This is a genomic window from Streptomyces sp. NPDC014991, from assembly GCF_043080665.1.
Taxonomy (GTDB): domain Bacteria; phylum Actinomycetota; class Actinomycetes; order Streptomycetales; family Streptomycetaceae; genus Streptomyces.
Window position 1 is genome coordinate 200615 of sequence record NZ_JBIBVY010000007.1, and the last position, 15641, is coordinate 216255.

15 protein-coding genes and 1 pseudogene are annotated in these 15641 nt (G+C 74.5%); 8 read left to right on the forward strand and 8 right to left on the reverse strand.

The annotated features are described in order from the left end of the window. On the forward strand, positions 1-978 hold the full coding sequence (locus ACF1BE_RS14195) for a DMT family transporter (protein ID WP_392199288.1): 978 nt from the start codon (positions 1-3) through the stop codon (positions 976-978). Between the two features lie 128 nt (positions 979-1106). On the opposite strand, the gene ACF1BE_RS14200 is transcribed toward ACF1BE_RS14195, so the two are convergent. Further along, entirely contained in the window at positions 1107-2003 is an 897-nt protein-coding gene (locus ACF1BE_RS14200) for an NAD(P)-dependent oxidoreductase (RefSeq protein ID WP_392199289.1), read from the reverse strand. Positions 2004-2353: 350 nt separating this feature from the next. On the opposite strand from ACF1BE_RS14200, the pseudogene ACF1BE_RS14205 reads away from it, so the two are divergent. Continuing rightward, positions 2354-2508: pseudogene (locus ACF1BE_RS14205) on the forward strand (esterase); the annotation flags it as partial. 35 nt (positions 2509-2543) lie between these two features. Here ACF1BE_RS14205 and ACF1BE_RS14210 read toward each other — a convergent pair. The 6 genes from ACF1BE_RS14210 to ACF1BE_RS14235 all read right to left on the reverse strand — a co-directional run bounded on the left by ACF1BE_RS14210 (position 2544) and on the right by ACF1BE_RS14235 (position 8134). Next, positions 2544-2927: a VOC family protein gene (locus ACF1BE_RS14210; protein WP_392199290.1), complete on the reverse strand. Its 384-nt coding sequence runs from the start codon at positions 2925-2927 to the stop codon at positions 2544-2546. 132 nt (positions 2928-3059) lie between these two features. Further along, on the reverse strand, positions 3060-4196 hold the full coding sequence (locus ACF1BE_RS14215; protein WP_392199291.1) for a CPBP family intramembrane glutamic endopeptidase: 1137 nt from the start codon (positions 4194-4196) through the stop codon (positions 3060-3062). A 75-nt stretch (positions 4197-4271) separates the two neighbouring features. After that, the gene (locus tag ACF1BE_RS14220; protein WP_392199292.1) at positions 4272-5336 is read right to left on the reverse strand and encodes a YihY/virulence factor BrkB family protein; all 1065 of its coding nucleotides are present in this window, start codon (positions 5334-5336) and stop codon (positions 4272-4274) included. Positions 5337-5464: 128 nt separating this feature from the next. Beyond that, positions 5465-6067 (reverse strand): hypothetical protein, encoded by a 603-nt coding sequence (locus tag ACF1BE_RS14225; protein WP_392199293.1) that lies wholly within the window; start codon positions 6065-6067, stop codon positions 5465-5467. A 280-nt stretch (positions 6068-6347) separates the two neighbouring features. Then, positions 6348-7097: a TIGR03943 family putative permease subunit gene (locus ACF1BE_RS14230; protein ID WP_392199294.1), complete on the reverse strand. Its 750-nt coding sequence runs from the start codon at positions 7095-7097 to the stop codon at positions 6348-6350. Next, the gene (locus tag ACF1BE_RS14235) at positions 7094-8134 is read right to left on the reverse strand and encodes a permease (protein WP_392199295.1); all 1041 of its coding nucleotides are present in this window, start codon (positions 8132-8134) and stop codon (positions 7094-7096) included. The genes ACF1BE_RS14230 and ACF1BE_RS14235 overlap by 4 nt, the downstream gene beginning before the upstream one ends. Before the next feature lie 224 nt (positions 8135-8358). Between ACF1BE_RS14235 and ACF1BE_RS14240 the strand changes: the two genes are divergently transcribed. From ACF1BE_RS14240 to ACF1BE_RS14250, 3 genes are all read left to right on the forward strand, one after another. Then, complete coding sequence (locus ACF1BE_RS14240) at positions 8359-9159, forward strand: serine hydrolase (protein WP_392199296.1); 801 nt, start codon at positions 8359-8361, stop codon at positions 9157-9159. Positions 9160-9336: 177 nt separating this feature from the next. Continuing rightward, positions 9337-9567 carry a response regulator transcription factor gene (locus ACF1BE_RS14245; protein WP_392199297.1) on the forward strand — a complete coding sequence of 77 codons (231 nt, stop codon included), beginning with the start codon at positions 9337-9339 and terminating at the stop codon, positions 9565-9567. A gap of 122 nt (positions 9568-9689) precedes the next feature. After that, entirely contained in the window at positions 9690-10103 is a 414-nt protein-coding gene (locus ACF1BE_RS14250) for an SRPBCC family protein (protein WP_392199298.1), read from the forward strand. A 144-nt stretch (positions 10104-10247) separates the two neighbouring features. Here the strand turns inward: ACF1BE_RS14250 and ACF1BE_RS14255 are convergent, their stop codons facing one another. Beyond that, a complete protein-coding gene (locus tag ACF1BE_RS14255) occupies positions 10248-11855 on the reverse strand; it encodes a hypothetical protein (protein ID WP_392199299.1) in 1608 nt (535 codons plus the stop codon). Between the two features lie 546 nt (positions 11856-12401). On the opposite strand from ACF1BE_RS14255, the gene ACF1BE_RS14260 reads away from it, so the two are divergent. The 3 genes from ACF1BE_RS14260 to ACF1BE_RS14270 all read left to right on the forward strand — a co-directional run bounded on the left by ACF1BE_RS14260 (position 12402) and on the right by ACF1BE_RS14270 (position 15570). Then, positions 12402-12677 carry a hypothetical protein gene (locus tag ACF1BE_RS14260; protein ID WP_392199300.1) on the forward strand — a complete coding sequence of 92 codons (276 nt, stop codon included), beginning with the start codon at positions 12402-12404 and terminating at the stop codon, positions 12675-12677. Between the two features lie 187 nt (positions 12678-12864). Then, the gene (locus ACF1BE_RS14265) at positions 12865-14361 is read left to right on the forward strand and encodes a hypothetical protein (RefSeq protein ID WP_392199301.1); all 1497 of its coding nucleotides are present in this window, start codon (positions 12865-12867) and stop codon (positions 14359-14361) included. A 120-nt stretch (positions 14362-14481) separates the two neighbouring features. Next, entirely contained in the window at positions 14482-15570 is a 1089-nt protein-coding gene (locus ACF1BE_RS14270) for a hydrogenase expression protein HypE (RefSeq protein WP_392199302.1), read from the forward strand. The last annotated feature ends 71 nt before the right edge of the window (positions 15571-15641 follow it).

Sequence of the window (15641 nt, forward strand, 5' to 3'; positions counted from 1 at the left end):
ATGCGCCGGGGCGGCGAGGCACACACGTCCGCCACGGTCCTGGGCAGGGTGCCCGCGCCCGGGCTGGTGCTGGGCGGCGTGTGCGGCATCCAGTTCGGCGCGGCCCTCGCACCGCGGATCTACCCCCAGGTGGGCGCCGCGGGCGTGGTGTTCCTCCGGCTGCTGATCGCGGGTGTCCTGCTGTGCGCGGTGTGGCGTCCCCGGCGGCGGGCGCTGACCGCGGTGCGCGGCGCCGGGTGGACCGTGGCCGGTGCGGGCGCCCTGCTGGCGGGACACCACCTCGCGTTCTACGAGGCGGTGCGGCACCTGCCGCTGGGGGCCGTGGCCACGATCGAGTTCCTCGGCCCGTTCGTCATCGCGCTCGCCGGCTCCCGGCGACCGGTCGATCTGCTGCCCGCCTGCGTGGCGGCCGGCGGGGTCCTCCTGCTGGGCGGGGGCGGTATGCCCCTGGCTCCCGCCGGACTGGCTCTGGCCGCGGTGGCGGCGTGCTGCTGGGCCGGATACATCCTCGTCTCCGCCCGCATGGCCCAGCGCGTGCGCGGCGGCCAGGGGCTGGCGCTCGCGGTGCTGGGCGCCGCGTTGCTGAGCGCGCCGTACGGTGTCGCGCACGCCGGCGCCGCGCTCCTGGACCCGCACGTGCTGTGGGTGGCCGCCGTGGTGGCGGTGGCCGCCAGTGTGCTGCCGTACTCGCTCAACCTGGAGGCACTGCGCCGTATCCCGCCGCGCGTCTTCAGTGTGCTGACGAGCCTGGAGCCGGCGGCCGGTGCCCTGTTCGGCCTGCTGATCCTCGGGCAGCGGCTGGCCTGGCCCCAGTGGCTCGGGATCGCCGCAGTCGCCTGCGCCTCCGTCACCGCCACGCTCCTGGGCGAGCGCCGCGGCACCCGACGGACGAGAAGCGGCACGGATGCCGCCGCGCCGGCACGGCACGCGGACGAACCTGCCGCCCACGCCCCGGCCGCGCGCACCCCGGAGCCCTGAGGGCCCCGCGCGACGGCTCACCCGGGCGGTCGGCCGGCCGCCGTCACCAGCGCGGCCACCCGCGAGCCGCTCCCCTGCCAGCCGGCACCCCGCCGAGCCGTGACGGCACCCCCGGGCGCACGGGCCCCTCAGGCGGACGGCCGGCCGTCGGGATCGAAGCTGGCGAAGTAGGCGGCGGCCATGTCCTCAGCCCCGTGACCCTGCGCCGCGGCACGCTCCAGACGCTCCGCGCTCGCGGCGGCCACGTCCAGACGCACACCCTCACGTTCGCCCGCCTCGACGATGAGCCGGGCGTCCTTGGCGGCCGTGTCCACCGCGAACTGGGCCGGGGACAGCTGGTCGTCGAGGATCAGGCCGGACTTGACGCGCAGGTAAGGCATGTCGAGCGGGCCGCCGTCGATGGCGTCGAAGAAGCTCTGCGGGTCCACGCCGAGCGCCCGCGCCAGGGCCATCGCCTCGCCGGCCGCGGCGGTGGCCGCGATGACCCAGCTGTTGGCGACCAGCTTCAGCCGCGTCGCGCTGCCGGCCGCGCCGTCCTCGCCGGTCCACACGGTGCGCGAGCCGACCGCGTCGAACACCGGGGCCACGGCGTCGCGGTGCTCGCTCGGCCCCGCGGCGAGGACGAGGAGCCGGCCGACCTCGGCGGGCTGGCGTGTGCCCAGTACGGGTGCGTCGAAGAAGACGAGGCCGTGCTCGTGCGCGAAGGCGGCCAGTTCGCCGATGACCTCGGTGCCGGCGGTGGTGGACTGCGCCCAGAGGGTGCCGGGGCGCAGGGCGGGGGCGGCCGCCCGCAGGACGTCCAGGACGGCGCGCCCGTCGTAGAGCATGGTCAGGACGGCGTCGGCACCCTCGACGGCCTCGGCGGGCGTGCCGGCGACGTGCGCGCCGTGGGCGGCGAGGGGTTCGGCCTTGGCGCGGGTGCGGTTCCAGACCCGGACGGTGTGTCCGGCCCGGGCGAGGTTGCGGGCCATCGCGGCACCCATGATGCCGGTGCCCAGGACGCTCACGGTGAGCTTGGCGGACATGTCGTCACCTTCCTGATGGTTGGTTACGAGGGTTTCGGGGCCGGGCGCGCCACGGTCGCGGGGCGCCCGGGTGGCGCGGTTGCCGGTCCGGTCGGGACGGCGCGGACCGTTCGGGCGGCGGTCCGGGCCGCGGCGGCACGGACGAGGCCGTCCAGCCACGCCTGCGGCCGTTGCACGTCGGGTTCGGCGTCTGCCGGACCGGCTCCGCGGCCGGCCGGCCGATCCGTGTCTCCCGGGTGAGGATACGGACCCGGCCGGGCCGCGCGGGCGCACGGCGGTGCGGCGCACCGCGTCGCGCGCCCGACGCCCGGCGCCCGGCGCCCTCCCGGCCCCGCATGCGCCGGCGGCCGGCCGACAAGCTCCGGGAAGCCGGCGTCCCGGGCACGGCCGTACGCTTCCAGGGCATCATCCACGACTTCGTCATGCTCAACGCCCTGCGTGAGACCCACGCCGCCCAGGCCGCCTCGCCGTCACCACCCTGCGCACCGCGCTGCACACGGACTGAGCCAGGCGTGCGGCCCGGCGCCAGGACGATCGTGCTCACACAGGCTTCAGCCGGGTGCGCAGGAGGCAGAACTCGTTGCCTTCCGGGTCGGCCAGGACGTGCCAGTTCTCTGTGCCGGTCTGACCGACGTCAGCGGGCCTGGCGCCGAGAGCGAGCAGCCGTTCCAGCTCGGCGTCCTGGTCGCGGTCGGTGGCGTTGACGTCGATGTGCAGCCGGAGTTTCCCGGTCCGCGGCTCGCTGCTGGGGCTGAGGACGAGGGTGGGCTGCGGACCGCCGAAGCCGGCGTCGGGCGGCCCGATCTCGATGCTTCCGTCGTCTTCCCGGCCGAGTTCGACGTAGCCGAGGACCTCGCTCCAGAATGCGGCGAGCCGGTCCGGGTCGGCGGCGTCGATGACCAGCTCACTGATGCGGCATGCCATACCCGTCAGCGTACGTGGACGACCCGGGAGCCGATCGCCGGCCCCGGGCTGAGGGACACGCGACGCGAGACGGCACGGGTCCACCTGCGCGTGCCGGCGGGACGTCCGTCGCCCGACAGGGGCCGGTGGCGCTCAGGTGCCGTCCGCGGCCCCGCCCCCGGCACCTGGACGCCCGGGCGGAACGGCCGTACCCGGCGCCGGGTCCTCCGACACGACGGCGCCCGGCCCCGGCCGGTCCGCCCACTGCGGTGGGCCGGCCGGGTCCGGTGCCCCCGTGAGCGGCCGGCCGGACCACTGGCCGGTCCCGGCGGCGCCCGCCAAGTACGGGTACGGATACGGGTACGCGGGGACCGGAGCCGGCGGCTGCGGTGCCGTGGCCGTGCGGTCCAGGTGCCGGCGGCGCAGCCACCAGGCCACGGCCGCGGTGTACAGGGCCATGCCCGCGACATCGAGGGCGACCACCTGCCAGGGCGCGTCCGCCGCGGTCTCGTCGCCGCTGAGCCCGTCGACGACGGCGGCCGAGACACCGAAGGCCAGGAGATTGTTGACCGCGTGCAGGGCGATGGAAGCCTCCAGGCCGCCCGTCCGCCAGGTCAGCCAGCCCGCGGCCACCCCGAACGCCACCAGGTCGGCGAAACCCCAGGGCGTGCCCCAGCCATGGGCGGCGGCGAACAGGACGGCCTGCGGCAGGAGCGCGGCCCACGGCGAGCGCACGAACGCCCCGGCGGTCTGGGTCAGCCAGCCGCGGAAGACGTATTCCTCGGCGGCGGCCTGCAACGGGACCAGCACCACGAGCATGGCGAGCGCCCGCCCGAAGACCGGCCACCCCGCCCACTGGGCCGCCGGTTCACCGTCCGCCGGCAGCAGGAGCATGCCGCCGGTCGCGAGGCCGAGGACCGGCACCGCGGTCAGCAGACACCGCGTCAGCCAGCGCAGGCGCAGCCGCCCGGTGACGGAGGAGACCGTGCCGGCCGGGCGCCGTCCGATCCAGCGCACGGTCAGCAGCACGACCGGTATCCCCGTCGCGATCGCGAGCAGGTCCATGGCGGTACTGGAGACGGGCCCGAACTCGGGCCAGCCGTCCGCGTCCTCCGGGTACCCCAGGGCGGCGCCCAGCGCGGCGAGGAGGACGGCGAGAAGGACCATCGTGAGCAGGTACGTCACGGCCGCGACCAGGGTCCCGAGGAGGGGACGCCACCACCGGTGACGCGGTGAGAGGCGGGCCAGACGGTGGTAGGGGAGCTGCTCGGCGGACTGTGGCTGTGTCATGCGGAAAGCGTGCCCGACGGGAACGGACCGGTCAGCCCCCGGGGCGTGCCGCGGATCTGAGGCCGGCCGCCGGAGTCAGGTCTCGTCGAGGCGGCGTACGTCCTCCTCGTCCCACTTCGTGGTGTCGCGCGGCTGGGTGTACGGCTCGGCCTGCGGCGGATGGCCGCCCGCGATGGCCCGCTGCCGTACGGTCTCCGCGTCGAACTCCAGGCCGAGCAGGATGGCCAGGTTGGTGAGCCACAGCCAGACCAGGAAGACGATGACGCCGGCCATGGTGCCGTAGGTCTTGTTGTAGGACGCGAAGTTGGCGACGTAGAACGCGAAACCGGCGGAGGCGACCATCCAGATCAGCAGGGCGAGGACGCTGCCCGGGGTGAGCCATTTGAAGCCTTTGACCTTGGCGTTGGGGGTCGCCCAGTACAGGATGGCGATCATCATGGTGACGAGCAGGACCAGCACCGGCCACTTCGCGATCGTCCAGACCGTCAGGGCCGTGTCGCCGATCCCGAGCGTCTGTCCGGCGCGGCGGGCCAGGCCGCCGGTGAAGACCACGATGAGGGCGCTGGCCACGGCGAGCACCATCAGGACGACGGTGACGCCGACTCGGACGGGGAGGATCTTCCATACCGGACGGCCCTCGGGCATGTCGTAGACGGCGTTGGCGGAGCGGATGAACGCGGCCACGTAGCCGGACGCCGACCACACGGCCAGCACGATGCCGATCACGGCCACGAGCGAGCCGGTGCCGGATCCGTTCTGCAACTGCCGCACGGCCTGGGTGATGATGTCCCGGGCGGGGCCGGGGGCGAGGTTCTGCAGGTTGGCCAGCACCTTGTCCGTGGCGGACCTGCCGGCGACGGCCAGCAGCGAGACCAGTACGAGCAGCGCCGGGAACAGGGACAGGACCGCGTAGTAGGTGAGCGCCGCGGCCCGGTCGGTCAGCTCGTCGTCCCGGAACTCGCGCAGGGACCCCTTGAACACCGCGGCCCAGGCGCCCCGGGGCAGTTTCGCCGGGCTGTCCGGGGCCCGCCGTTCGACGTCCTCGCCGGGACCGGCCTCCTCGGGCGCCGGAATCGGAGGCGCCGCGGTTTCGTCGCCGGGCTGTCGGTCGTGTCGCCAGGGGACATGGAGCTTTGCCATACGGCCCGGGTAACCCCGCCGCGCGACCTCAAGCCTCCGGGCTCGCCCCTTCGCCCGGAAGACGGCCCGTCGACGCGCCACTCGTGAAGGAGAACGACCGGGGGCGGCCGGGTGGGGGTCCAGGACGGTCAGCCCCGGCCTCCGCTGAGGTTTCCCCACCGGGGGCCGATCTGTTTCCACTCCTCGTCCCACTCGGCCATGCGCCGGCGGATGAGGCGGTTCCGGATCACCCATCCCACGCCCCAGACGGCCGCTCCGGCCGACGGGGCGATGAGGGCTCCGGTGAGGGCCGCCTGGAGGTCGGCGCCCGCGCCGGTGACGGGCGCGGACACGATCCGGTCCGCCTGGTTCGTCCACACCGTGACGGGGGTGCCCGCGGGGTGGCCCGGGAGAACCTTCGTCCGGTCGGTGTGCACCGAGCCGTCCGGGTCGGTCCAGCGCACCGCGGCCCACACGCGTCCGTCGTCGTAGCCGGTGCCGGCCGCCGGGGTCCTGGCCACGTCGTCGGTGAGCACCGCGGACACGGTGTGCAGCCGGGCCTGCCGCGCCGCGAACACCGACTCGGACGTCTGGGCCGCCACCAGGCCCGCGAAGACGCCGGCGGCCAGCGCGAGAACCCAGGTGGCAAGGACGATCCAGGCCTCGACGACATCGCTGTGCCGCCGGAGCGGGTTGCTCCGCCATCGCCACAGCCGTACCTGGGTGACCGTCGTGGGAGGTGTCCGTGTCATTGTCACCGCCTCCTGGCGCGCGGTCTCGCGGACCCGGGCCGCCGAACCTCACGACACCATCGTGCACCCCAACCGGGACCGCGGCGCGTCCGCGCCGGGGGCTGTGCCTCGCCGGCGCCTAGGGTCTTTCGTCCGGATCATGCCGGATCAGGGAGCGGGTCCTGGTGCCGTGCATCGCAAGGCGGAGGAGGGCGCCATGGCGGAGCCATGGCAACCGACGACAACGCGGCGAGGCGCGGTGCCAGGACCCGCGAGCCCGGCATGATCCGAACGAGAGGGACTAGGAGGGTGTGAGCGGCAGGTCGTCGGTGTAGGCGTTCACCGGCTGGGCGACGGGGCGGGCGTCCGCGACGTCGAGTGCCGCCTCGGCGGTCCTCGTGCCGAGGGTGCCCCGTGGGTGCCAGGTGCCGGTCACCGCGAGCCAGGTGTCGGCCGGGGGCGCCTCGGTGCCGTACATGCGCACCTTGACGATCTGCGAGTCGGCCGCGCAGCACGAGAAGACGATGCGGGTCAGGTACCAGCCGTCGTTCTCGCCGGCCGGGGTGACGAAGCCCGTCAGCCGGACGGTGCGGCCACGGACGGCGTGGCTGCGGTCCTGCTGGACGCGCCTGGTGAAGTCCGTCAGCGTCAGGGGCAGGGGCGAGGTCGCGGGCAGGGGGGTGAACGCTGTGCGTACGGCGACGGGCTTGCCGTTCGCGCGGGCCGCCGTGTACGCGCCCAGCGCGGGTGGCGCGTGGAAGAGCAGGCTCAGGGCCGGGAGGAACAGCAGCCAGGCGACGCGCGGGGCGGCGGTGTGGTCGTGTCCGTGCGCGTGCCCGTGCGCCTGTCCGTCGCCGTCGGGGGATGCGGGCCGGCGCCCGCCCCGGGTGGCCGCCGCCAGGCCGAGCAGCAGCAGGATCACGCCCGAGGTGATCAGCAGCGGCCGCGATCCGGCCCTGACGTACCGCAGGTAGGTGTCGGTGAGCAGGGCCGTGTGCAGCAGGCCCGCGCCGGTCAGTGTCAGGAGCAGGGTCTGGACGTGGCGTCTCACAGCAGCACGCCTCCGGTCAGGACGCTCGAGACCACCGCGACGACGGTGGTCGCCGCGGAGAACCGCCAGGCGAAGGCACGGCCGAAGGTGCCCGCCTGGAGGGCGATCAGCTTCAGGTCGACCATCGGGCCGACCACCAGGAACGCGAGCCGGGCGGTGAGCGGGAAGCCGGTGAGGGAGGCGGCGACGAACGCGTCGGCCTCCGAACAGACGGCCAGGAGCACGGCGAGGCCGGCCAGGGAGAGCACCGCCGGCCAGAGGGTGCCGGCGAAGGCGTCGAGGACGGTGCGCGGCACGGCGACGTTGAAGGTGGCGGCGGCCATGGCGCCGAGCACCAGGAAGCCACCCGCGTGCAGGAAGTCGTGCTGGAAGCCGAGCCGGAACTCGGCCCAGCGGCTGTGTCCGTGCCGGTGGCCGGTGTGCCCGTGGCGCAGGAGGGGCCGCAGCCACTCCTCCTTGCCGAGCCAGAGCCACAGCCAGCCCATCACGGCCGCCGTGGCGAGGGAGGCCAGCAGCCGGGCGGCGGCCATCGCCGGGTTGCCGGGGAAGGCGACGGCGGTGGCCGTGAGGACGACGGGGTTGATCGCCGGTGCGGAGAGCAGGAAGGCGAAGGCGGCGGCCGGGGTGACACCCCGGCGGATCAGGCTGCTCGCGACGGGCACGGAGGCGCACTCGCAGCCCGGCAGGACCGCGCCGGCGACGCCGGCGACCGGTACGGCGAGGGCCGCCCGCTTCGGCAGCACCCGGGTGAACAGCTCGGCCGGGACGAAGGCGTTGATGGCGCCGGACAGGGCGGTGCCGAGGAGCAGGAACGGCAGCGCCTGGACGGTGATGGCCAGGCAGACGGTGTGCCAGGCCTGGACGGCCGGCTGGTCGGGCCACCGCGTGCCCGCTGCCAGGAGTGCGGCGGCGGCACCGGCGGCGAGCGCGAGGGCGGCGGCGCCGGGCGGCCGGGGCCGGACGCGGCGCTCGGGCGGGCCGGCGGGTGCGACCGCCGGACCTTCCGTCACGCCAACCAGTTCATCCGTTTGTTCCATGATCGCTCCGGATGTCGGTGTCCGGCCGACGATAGGCGAGAGGGGCCGCCCCGACGCGCGTACACGCCGCGCGAGGGCCGCCCGGACGCGCGTACCCGCCACCGGGAGGTGACCGGGCGGCACGGTGCGCCCCTCGGTGGCACTTCTCACAATCTGGCGCAAAAGGGCCCAGGAGTGACGGGTGCCACGTCGCCGGACGCGCGGGATGGCTACGTTCGTGACCCATGCCGTCTCTCCTCTCCCCCACCGCACGTGTCCGCGCCGGCGCCCTCCTGGTCTCGGCAGCGGCCCTCCTGTCCGCCGGTCTCCTGCAGCCGGCGACGGCCGCCGCCGCGTCCTCCACGGGGGGCTCGGCGCATGCCACGGCCGCCGTCCTCGACCTGGACGGCACCGGCCGCACCCCCGAGATCCACGGCGAGGACAGGGCGTACGACACCGCCAGCATCGTCAAGGTAGACATCCTCGCGGCGGTGCTGCTCCAGGCGCAGGACGCAGGACGGCACCTCACCGCGCGGGAGCGGGCACTGGCCGAGCCGATGATCAGGCACAGCGACAACACGGCGGCCGGCACGCTGTGGCGGCAGATCGGCCGGGCCTCCGGGCTGGCGGTGGCCAACAGGCGGCTGGGGCTCACCGCCACGACGGGCGGACCGGGAGCCAGGTGGGGGCTGACCCGGACGACCGCCGGCGACCAGATACGGCTGCTGCGAGACGTGTTCGACGCCGGCGGCCCGGCACCCTCCGCGCTGGACGCGACGTCCCGCGCCTATGTCCGCACCCTGATGAGCCGGGTGGTGCCCGAGCAGTCCTGGGGCGTCTCCGCGGCCGGAGCGAAGAACACCGGGCGGATCCTGAAGAACGGCTGGCTGCAACGCAGCACCACGGGCCGGTGGGACGTCAACAGCGTCGGCGAGGTCACCGTCGGGGGGCACCGGTGTCTCGTGGCGGTCCTGACGGACGGCAGCGTGTCCATGAGCGCCGGAGTGTCCCTGGTGGAGCGGACGGCGCGGGCGGCCGTGGCCTGAGGGGCCCCGCCGGCACCGGGGGGCCGCTCAAGTGGTCCGAACCAATGCCGGGACCCCTGTGACACGCCTGTGACAGTCGGCGGACACCCCCATGAAGTCCGGCAACCAATCTGGTGGAACAAGGGCAAAACGCCCTAATCGGAAACCCCCCCGAGCCGTTCTGCCGGAGGAACCACCATGAGCGCCACTCTCGCCCCGTCGCCCACCGAAGCCCCCGCCCCCGCGCTGGCTCCGCGCGAGCGGGAGACGCTCCGGCACATAGCCGCCGGCCGCACCTACCTGCAGACGGCCCGCCACATGGGACTCTCCACGCACACCGTGGACGCCTACCTGCGCCGCATCCGCGCCAAGCTCAACATCACCAGCACGGCCCAGCTGACCCGCACGGCCATCGCCATGGGCCTGTGATCGCCCATGGCGTGTGACGGCAGGCCGCGCCGCACGGCCGCAGCGCGGGCCGGGCTTTTCGGCCCGCATGGAACGGGCACGCGGTCGGGGTACGACTTCCGAACCGGAGGAGCTGTACCACGATGGCCGAGTACGAACGTTCCCGCACGATGCCCGCACAGCCCGAGCACGTCTTCGACCAGGCCGCCGATGTCGCCCAGCTCGATGCCTGGCTACCGGACCGCCTGCACGTGGACGTCGAGGACCCGCCCGCCGTGACCGTGCACGAGGACAGCACCGGCCAGGACATGCCCGCCCTGCTGCGGTCCCAGCCGGAGCAGATGCGCCTGGAGTGGGGCACCCGCGGGCAGGGCAGCTACACCGGCTGGCTCCAGGTGGCGGGCATCGGCAGCGGCGCCAGCGAGGTGACCGTGCACCTGTCCTTCTTCGAGGAGGGCCACGACCCGGGTGAGCAGGCCGTGTACGAGGCACTGGACGGCAGCCTGCGACGGCTGGAGGAACAGGTGCGGATGCGGGTCGACGACCCGGCCGGCTGACATGGCGCGGCCGGTCCCTGACCACGCCCGTCAAGCGGCACGTCCACCGCTGACGGCCGCCGGACACGGACCCGACGCCGTCGCCGCGCTCGGCGAGGGCGTCTGACGCCCGGACACCGGCAGGCACGGGTCAGGGCGGTCCTGTCAGTTCACGGAGGACCCCAGGGTCCGGGTCGAGTAGGCGCATTCCGTGTAGATGTAGCCGGGCCTGAGCCTGGCGGTGTCCGAGGCCGGGGTGGCGGCTCTGTCACCGTGCGGCTTGTGCACGAAGTACGTGGTGCCGGCGGGAAGGGCGATGGTGCGCTGCGGATAGTCCCTGCCGCTGTGGTTGCAGGGCTTGAAGCGGGGGGCCAGCGTGTCGGCGAGTGTGTACGACCGGCAGCCGCCGCAGCCCTCGAGGGTGAAACTGCCGGTGACCGGGCCGGTGTACAGGACGGTGATGTCGTCCGGGCTGTCGTTCTTGACGGTGACGGAGATGCTGCCGCCTGAGGCCGTGGTGGGCAGTTTCCGGCCGGCCGCGGGGAGCGTCTGGGCGACCTCGGCGGCTATGGCGGTCTTCTGCGCGCGCGCCCGGTTCCGGTCGTGCTTGTGGTCCGCGGCGAACTGCTCCATCGTCTTCCGGGCGGCGGCGAAGTCACCGTCCCGGTACTCGTCGACACCACAGGCGTACGCACCCGAGTCACCGCTGCGGCCCGCCCGGCCCGCGGCCTTCGCCAGCCCGCCGTCCGTGTCGCCCCCGGACCGGGACAGGTCGCCGATCCGGGTGTTCAGGGTGCGCAGTCGCTCGACGGCCGCGCAGGGTTCGTCACCGCCGACGGCCTTCTCCGCCGCCTTCACCGCCGAGTCGACGGCGGGCACCACCTTCGCCGCCGGCGCGGACCGCGGGAAGGTGTCCAGCAGGTCGCCGAAGCGGGTCACCCAGTCGGCCTCATCGGACGCGAGGCGCTGTGCGCCGCACTCGTACAGGGCGGTCGCGAGCCGGTCGTCGGGCCAGTGGGCCAGGGAACCGAGCCGGTCCTTGGGCATCGTGCCGGGCACGGTCCGCAGGTACTTCAGCGGCTCGACGGCATCGCAGTACTGCCCGTGGCCGTACGGAGCGCCGACCGTCGTGTAGTAGGCGCGCAGGCTGTCGGGGACCTTGTGGGCGGCGCGGGAGCCGGGACGGTCCTCGGCGATGTCGCGGTAGACCTCCAGGGCGGTCAGGTAGTCCGCCCGGGCGGTGCGGAACGGCTGCCGGCCGCTGGTGGCCACCAGGGCGTCGGCCCGTTCCAGACGGCCGAGAAGCTGCTGCTCCACCGCTTCGTCATGGGCGTCCTGGTACCACAGGGCACCACCGGCCGGTACGGCGAGGAGCAGCACGCCGAGCAGCAGCGCGAGGGGTGCGCTGTCCGGCCGGACCAACGGGGTGCGCAGTCCGGTGAGACCGCCGTGGACGGCCGCCGCCAGCAGGAGGACGGCATAGCCGGCGAGTGCGGCGCCGGGGACGCCGTCGGCGTCCGCCGGGAGCACGAAGAGCAGGAACAGGCCGGTGGCCACCCAGCACGCGGCCGTCGCGAGCCGGCGCCGCAGCAGGGCGTAACCGAGTCCGAGACCGCTGAGGTTGAGCACGGCGACCGCGGCGGCCCGCCAGACGTCCGCAGGCCCGGGCGGCGGACCCGGCGGCATCGGCGGCATCGGCGGCGGACCCGGCGGCAGGGGCGGCTGCGGCGGTCCCGCGTACCCCTGACCCGGACCGTACGGACCTTCGGACATGACGGCTCCCCCCGGTCAACTGCGCCCGCATGTCTGCGGATCCGCAGTGTACGGGGGTGGGCGTGGGCCCGACAGAGGTCTCGGGAACCCCCTTCTTCCCCGGCCTGTCCGCCCATGTCGGAGCCCACGCCGGCCGGCGGCTGGAGGCGACGGTGACGGGCCCGGCCGGACCTCGTCCACCGCGTGCGCAGCGGCCGTGACGTCCGGCGTCCCGCCCCTGGACGGCCCCCGTTCGGCCCCTCTTCCCGTCCGTGGCCCGGCGGGGCATGGTGTCGCACGAGGGCATCGTGGGTGCCGTCCTGGCCGACGGCAGCGAACCGGAGCCCGCCTGTTCCGGCTTCGGCAGCGGCGCCGGGATCCACGCGACCAGCGCGTGGCGGGCGTACGACGGCAGCACGACCCGCCCGAAGGCGGCGGCGGTGCGGGCCTCGTGCGGCTGTGGCCGGCGCGGCCCGAGCGTGCCGGTCCCGTGGGAGGAGCCGGCCGGGGACGGCCTGGAGAACCTGGACGTCTCGCGTGCGCGCCGGCACTGGAGCGAACACGTCCGTGACGTCGAGCGGCAGACGGTGCCGCTGCCGGACGAGCCGGCCCAGCTGCCGAACGCCGTGGAGGACGACGCTGTTCGCGCCGGCCGAGGACGCGCCGGCCGCCGCCCTGCGGGCCGTCGCCGCGCCGGACCGCCTGACCCGGCGCGCCGGCCGGGAGGCGGCCCGCGTGATCGAGGAGGACCCCGACCGGCGGCGGGAGTCCCTCGGCAGGGCCCCGGGCGTCGGCGCGGACCGGGCGCCGTCCCTCGTCACCCCCTACCTGCCGCTCCGCTGAACCACGGTCCTCCGTCCGTGCCGCACGCCGCGCCGCGCAGCCGGAGTCCTGCTCACCCGCCGCCGAGCGGCGGGCACGACGCATGCCCTCCCCTGTCCGGCGCAATGGCGGTGCGCCTGAGGGGCGCGCGGGCGCCGCGGGTGTGACCGTGGGGGGAGAACCGCGGACGCTCCGGTGAGGAGAGGGCATGGCCAACAGGGTCGGCGAGGGCTGTGAGCAGCTGAGTGCCGTGGCGGACGCCGTGCTGTACGAGGGGTATCTGCTCTACCCCTATCGCCGGTCCTCCGCGAAGAACCGGATCCGCTGGCAGTTCGGGGTGCTCCTGCCCCGGAACTGGGTGGAGCGGGACGGGCCGGTCACGCCGGGGATCGCCGGCTCCGCCGACTCCTGGTACCAGCAGACGGAGTGTCTGCTGCGGGTCCAGGGCGACGACGCGGTCGTACGGGTCCGGGTGCGCTACCTCCAGATGCAGCACAAGCAGGTGGAGGCCGCCGACAGCGACGGGCGGCATCGCCCGGTCGGGTCGCTGCGGACGGCCGACGGGGTCACCCACCTGTCGTTCGAGGAGGCGGTCCCCCGCGAGACCGAGCTGGTGCTGCCGCTGGCGGAGCTGCTGCGCGGCGGGCGGACCGTGCCCGTGGGAGCGCCCGCCGGAGCGGAGTACGAGCCGTTGCCGTCGGGAGCCGGGCGGACGGTGCGGCGGCGCCGGGAGGTGCGGGCCGGGACGACGGTCCGGGCCGAGCGGCTCGGGCCGGGGCTGTGCCGGCTGCGGGTACGCACCGAGAACGCCGGCGACGCCGCGGATCCGAGCGCCCCGCGGGGTGCGGTGCTGGGGCAGGCGCTGCTCGCCACCCACACGCTCCTCGCCGGGGACGCGGTGGAGTTCGTGTCGCTGACCGATCCGCCCGCCGAGCTCGCGGAGCACGTGGGCGGCTGCCGTAACGCGTTCACGTTCCCCGTGCTCGGCGGGGCACCGCAGGTGTCCGCGGACGGTGACGGGGCGACGGGCGCGTTCCTGCTCTCCGCGCCGATCATCCTCCCGGACCATCCGCAGGTGGCGCCCGAGAGCCCGGGCGACCTGCACGACGCGGCGGAGATCGACGAGATCCTCACGCTGCGCACGATGCTGCTGACCGACGAGGAGAAGGCCGAGGCCCGCGCCACCGACCCACGGGCCGCCCGGATCCTGGACCGCGTGGACACCATGCCCCAGGACGTCTTCGCCCGGCTGCACGGAACCATCCGCTCCCTGGCACCCGCGCGGGCACCGGACTCCGGCCGGCCCGCCTGGTGGCAGGAGCACGGCGACGACGGACTGTCCCCGGCGACGGACACCGTGCCGGTGGGCGGGGTCCCCGTGGGCGGCGGCAGCCGGGTGCGGCTGCACCCGCGCGGGCGGGGCGCCGACGCCCAGGACATGTTCCTGGAGGGGCGGACCGCGCGGGTCGCCGCGGTCTTCCACGACGTGGACGGCAGCGTCCATCTGGCCGTCACCGTGGACGACGATCCCGCCGCCGAACTGCACGGCTGGTACGGCCGCTTCCACTACTTCCGGCCCGAGGAGGTGGAGCCGCTCGACAGAGCCGGCGCACCGGGCCCTCCCGGGCCGCCCCGGCCGCAGGCCCCACGGCCCGCGCGGCCCGCCGACCGGCCGGAGAGGGGCTGGTCCGATGCGCGCACGTGAGACGCCGGCGGGTGTCCACCGGACGGCCGCCCCCGGCGAACCCCCCGCACCGACCCTCGCGGCCCGCTCGGCCGCGGCCCGGGACCGATTCCGCAACCGGCTGCAACGGAGGCCGCAGACATGACCACACAGAGCGGTACGACCGAAGTGCGTGGCGAGCCCAGCAGGGCCGGGGCACGGGAGGGCTTCGACGAGATCACCATCCTCTGGATCTCGGAGGGGATGAGCTGTGACGGCGACACCGTGTCGCTGACCGCGGCGGGGCAGCCGTCCATCGAGGACGTGGTGCTCGGGCTGATCCCGGGCCTGCCGAAGGTGAACCTCGTCAACAAGGTCCTCTCGCCCAGCCTCGGCGGGGAGGACTTCCTGGCCCCGTACCGGGAGGCGGCCCGCGGCGAGCTGGCACCGTTCATCCTCGTCATCGAGGGCTCGATCCCGAACCAGAACATCATCGAGGGCGACGGCTACTGGACGTCGTTCGGCAACGACCCGGAGACGGGTGAGCCGCAGACGCTGAACTGGTGGATCGACCAACTGGCGCCCAAGGCGTGGGCGGTGGTCGCCGCCGGTACCTGCGCGACGTTCGGCGGCATCCACGCCATGGCCGGCAACCCGACCGGCTGCATGGGTCTCGCGGACTACCTGGGCTGGGACTTCAAGGCACTGTCGGGGCTCCCGATCGTCAACGTGCCCGGCTGTCCGATCCAGCCCGAGAACTTCATGGAGACCCTGATCTGGACGCTCCAGCACGCGGCGGGTGCCGCTCCCCCGCCGCCGCTGGATCACATGCTGCGACCGCAGTGGCTGTTCGGCAAGACCGTGCACGAGGGCTGCGACCGGGCCGCGTACTACGAGCAGGCCGACTTCTCCAGGGACTACAACTCCCCCAAGTGCCAGGTGAAGATCGGCTGCTGGGGTCCGGTCGTCAACTGCAACGTGCCCAAGCGCGGCTGGATGGGCGGCCTCGGCGGCTGCCCGAACGTCGGCGGCATCTGCATCGGCTGCACCATGCCGAGCTTCCCCGACGCCTTCATGCCGTTCATGGACGAACCCCCGGGCGGCACCCTGTCGTCGATGGTGATCAGGCCGTACGGGGCGGTCATCCGCCGGCTGCGCGGCCTGACCAACGACATGGTGAACCACGAGCCCAGATGGCGTCACAACAAGAGCGAGCTGACCAGCGGCTACGACCCGCACTGGCGCGCGTGACCCGGCCGGCCGCCGCGCCGGCCCCGCACCACGTCACCCATCCGCCGATCCCGAACAGCGAGGGGCACCAC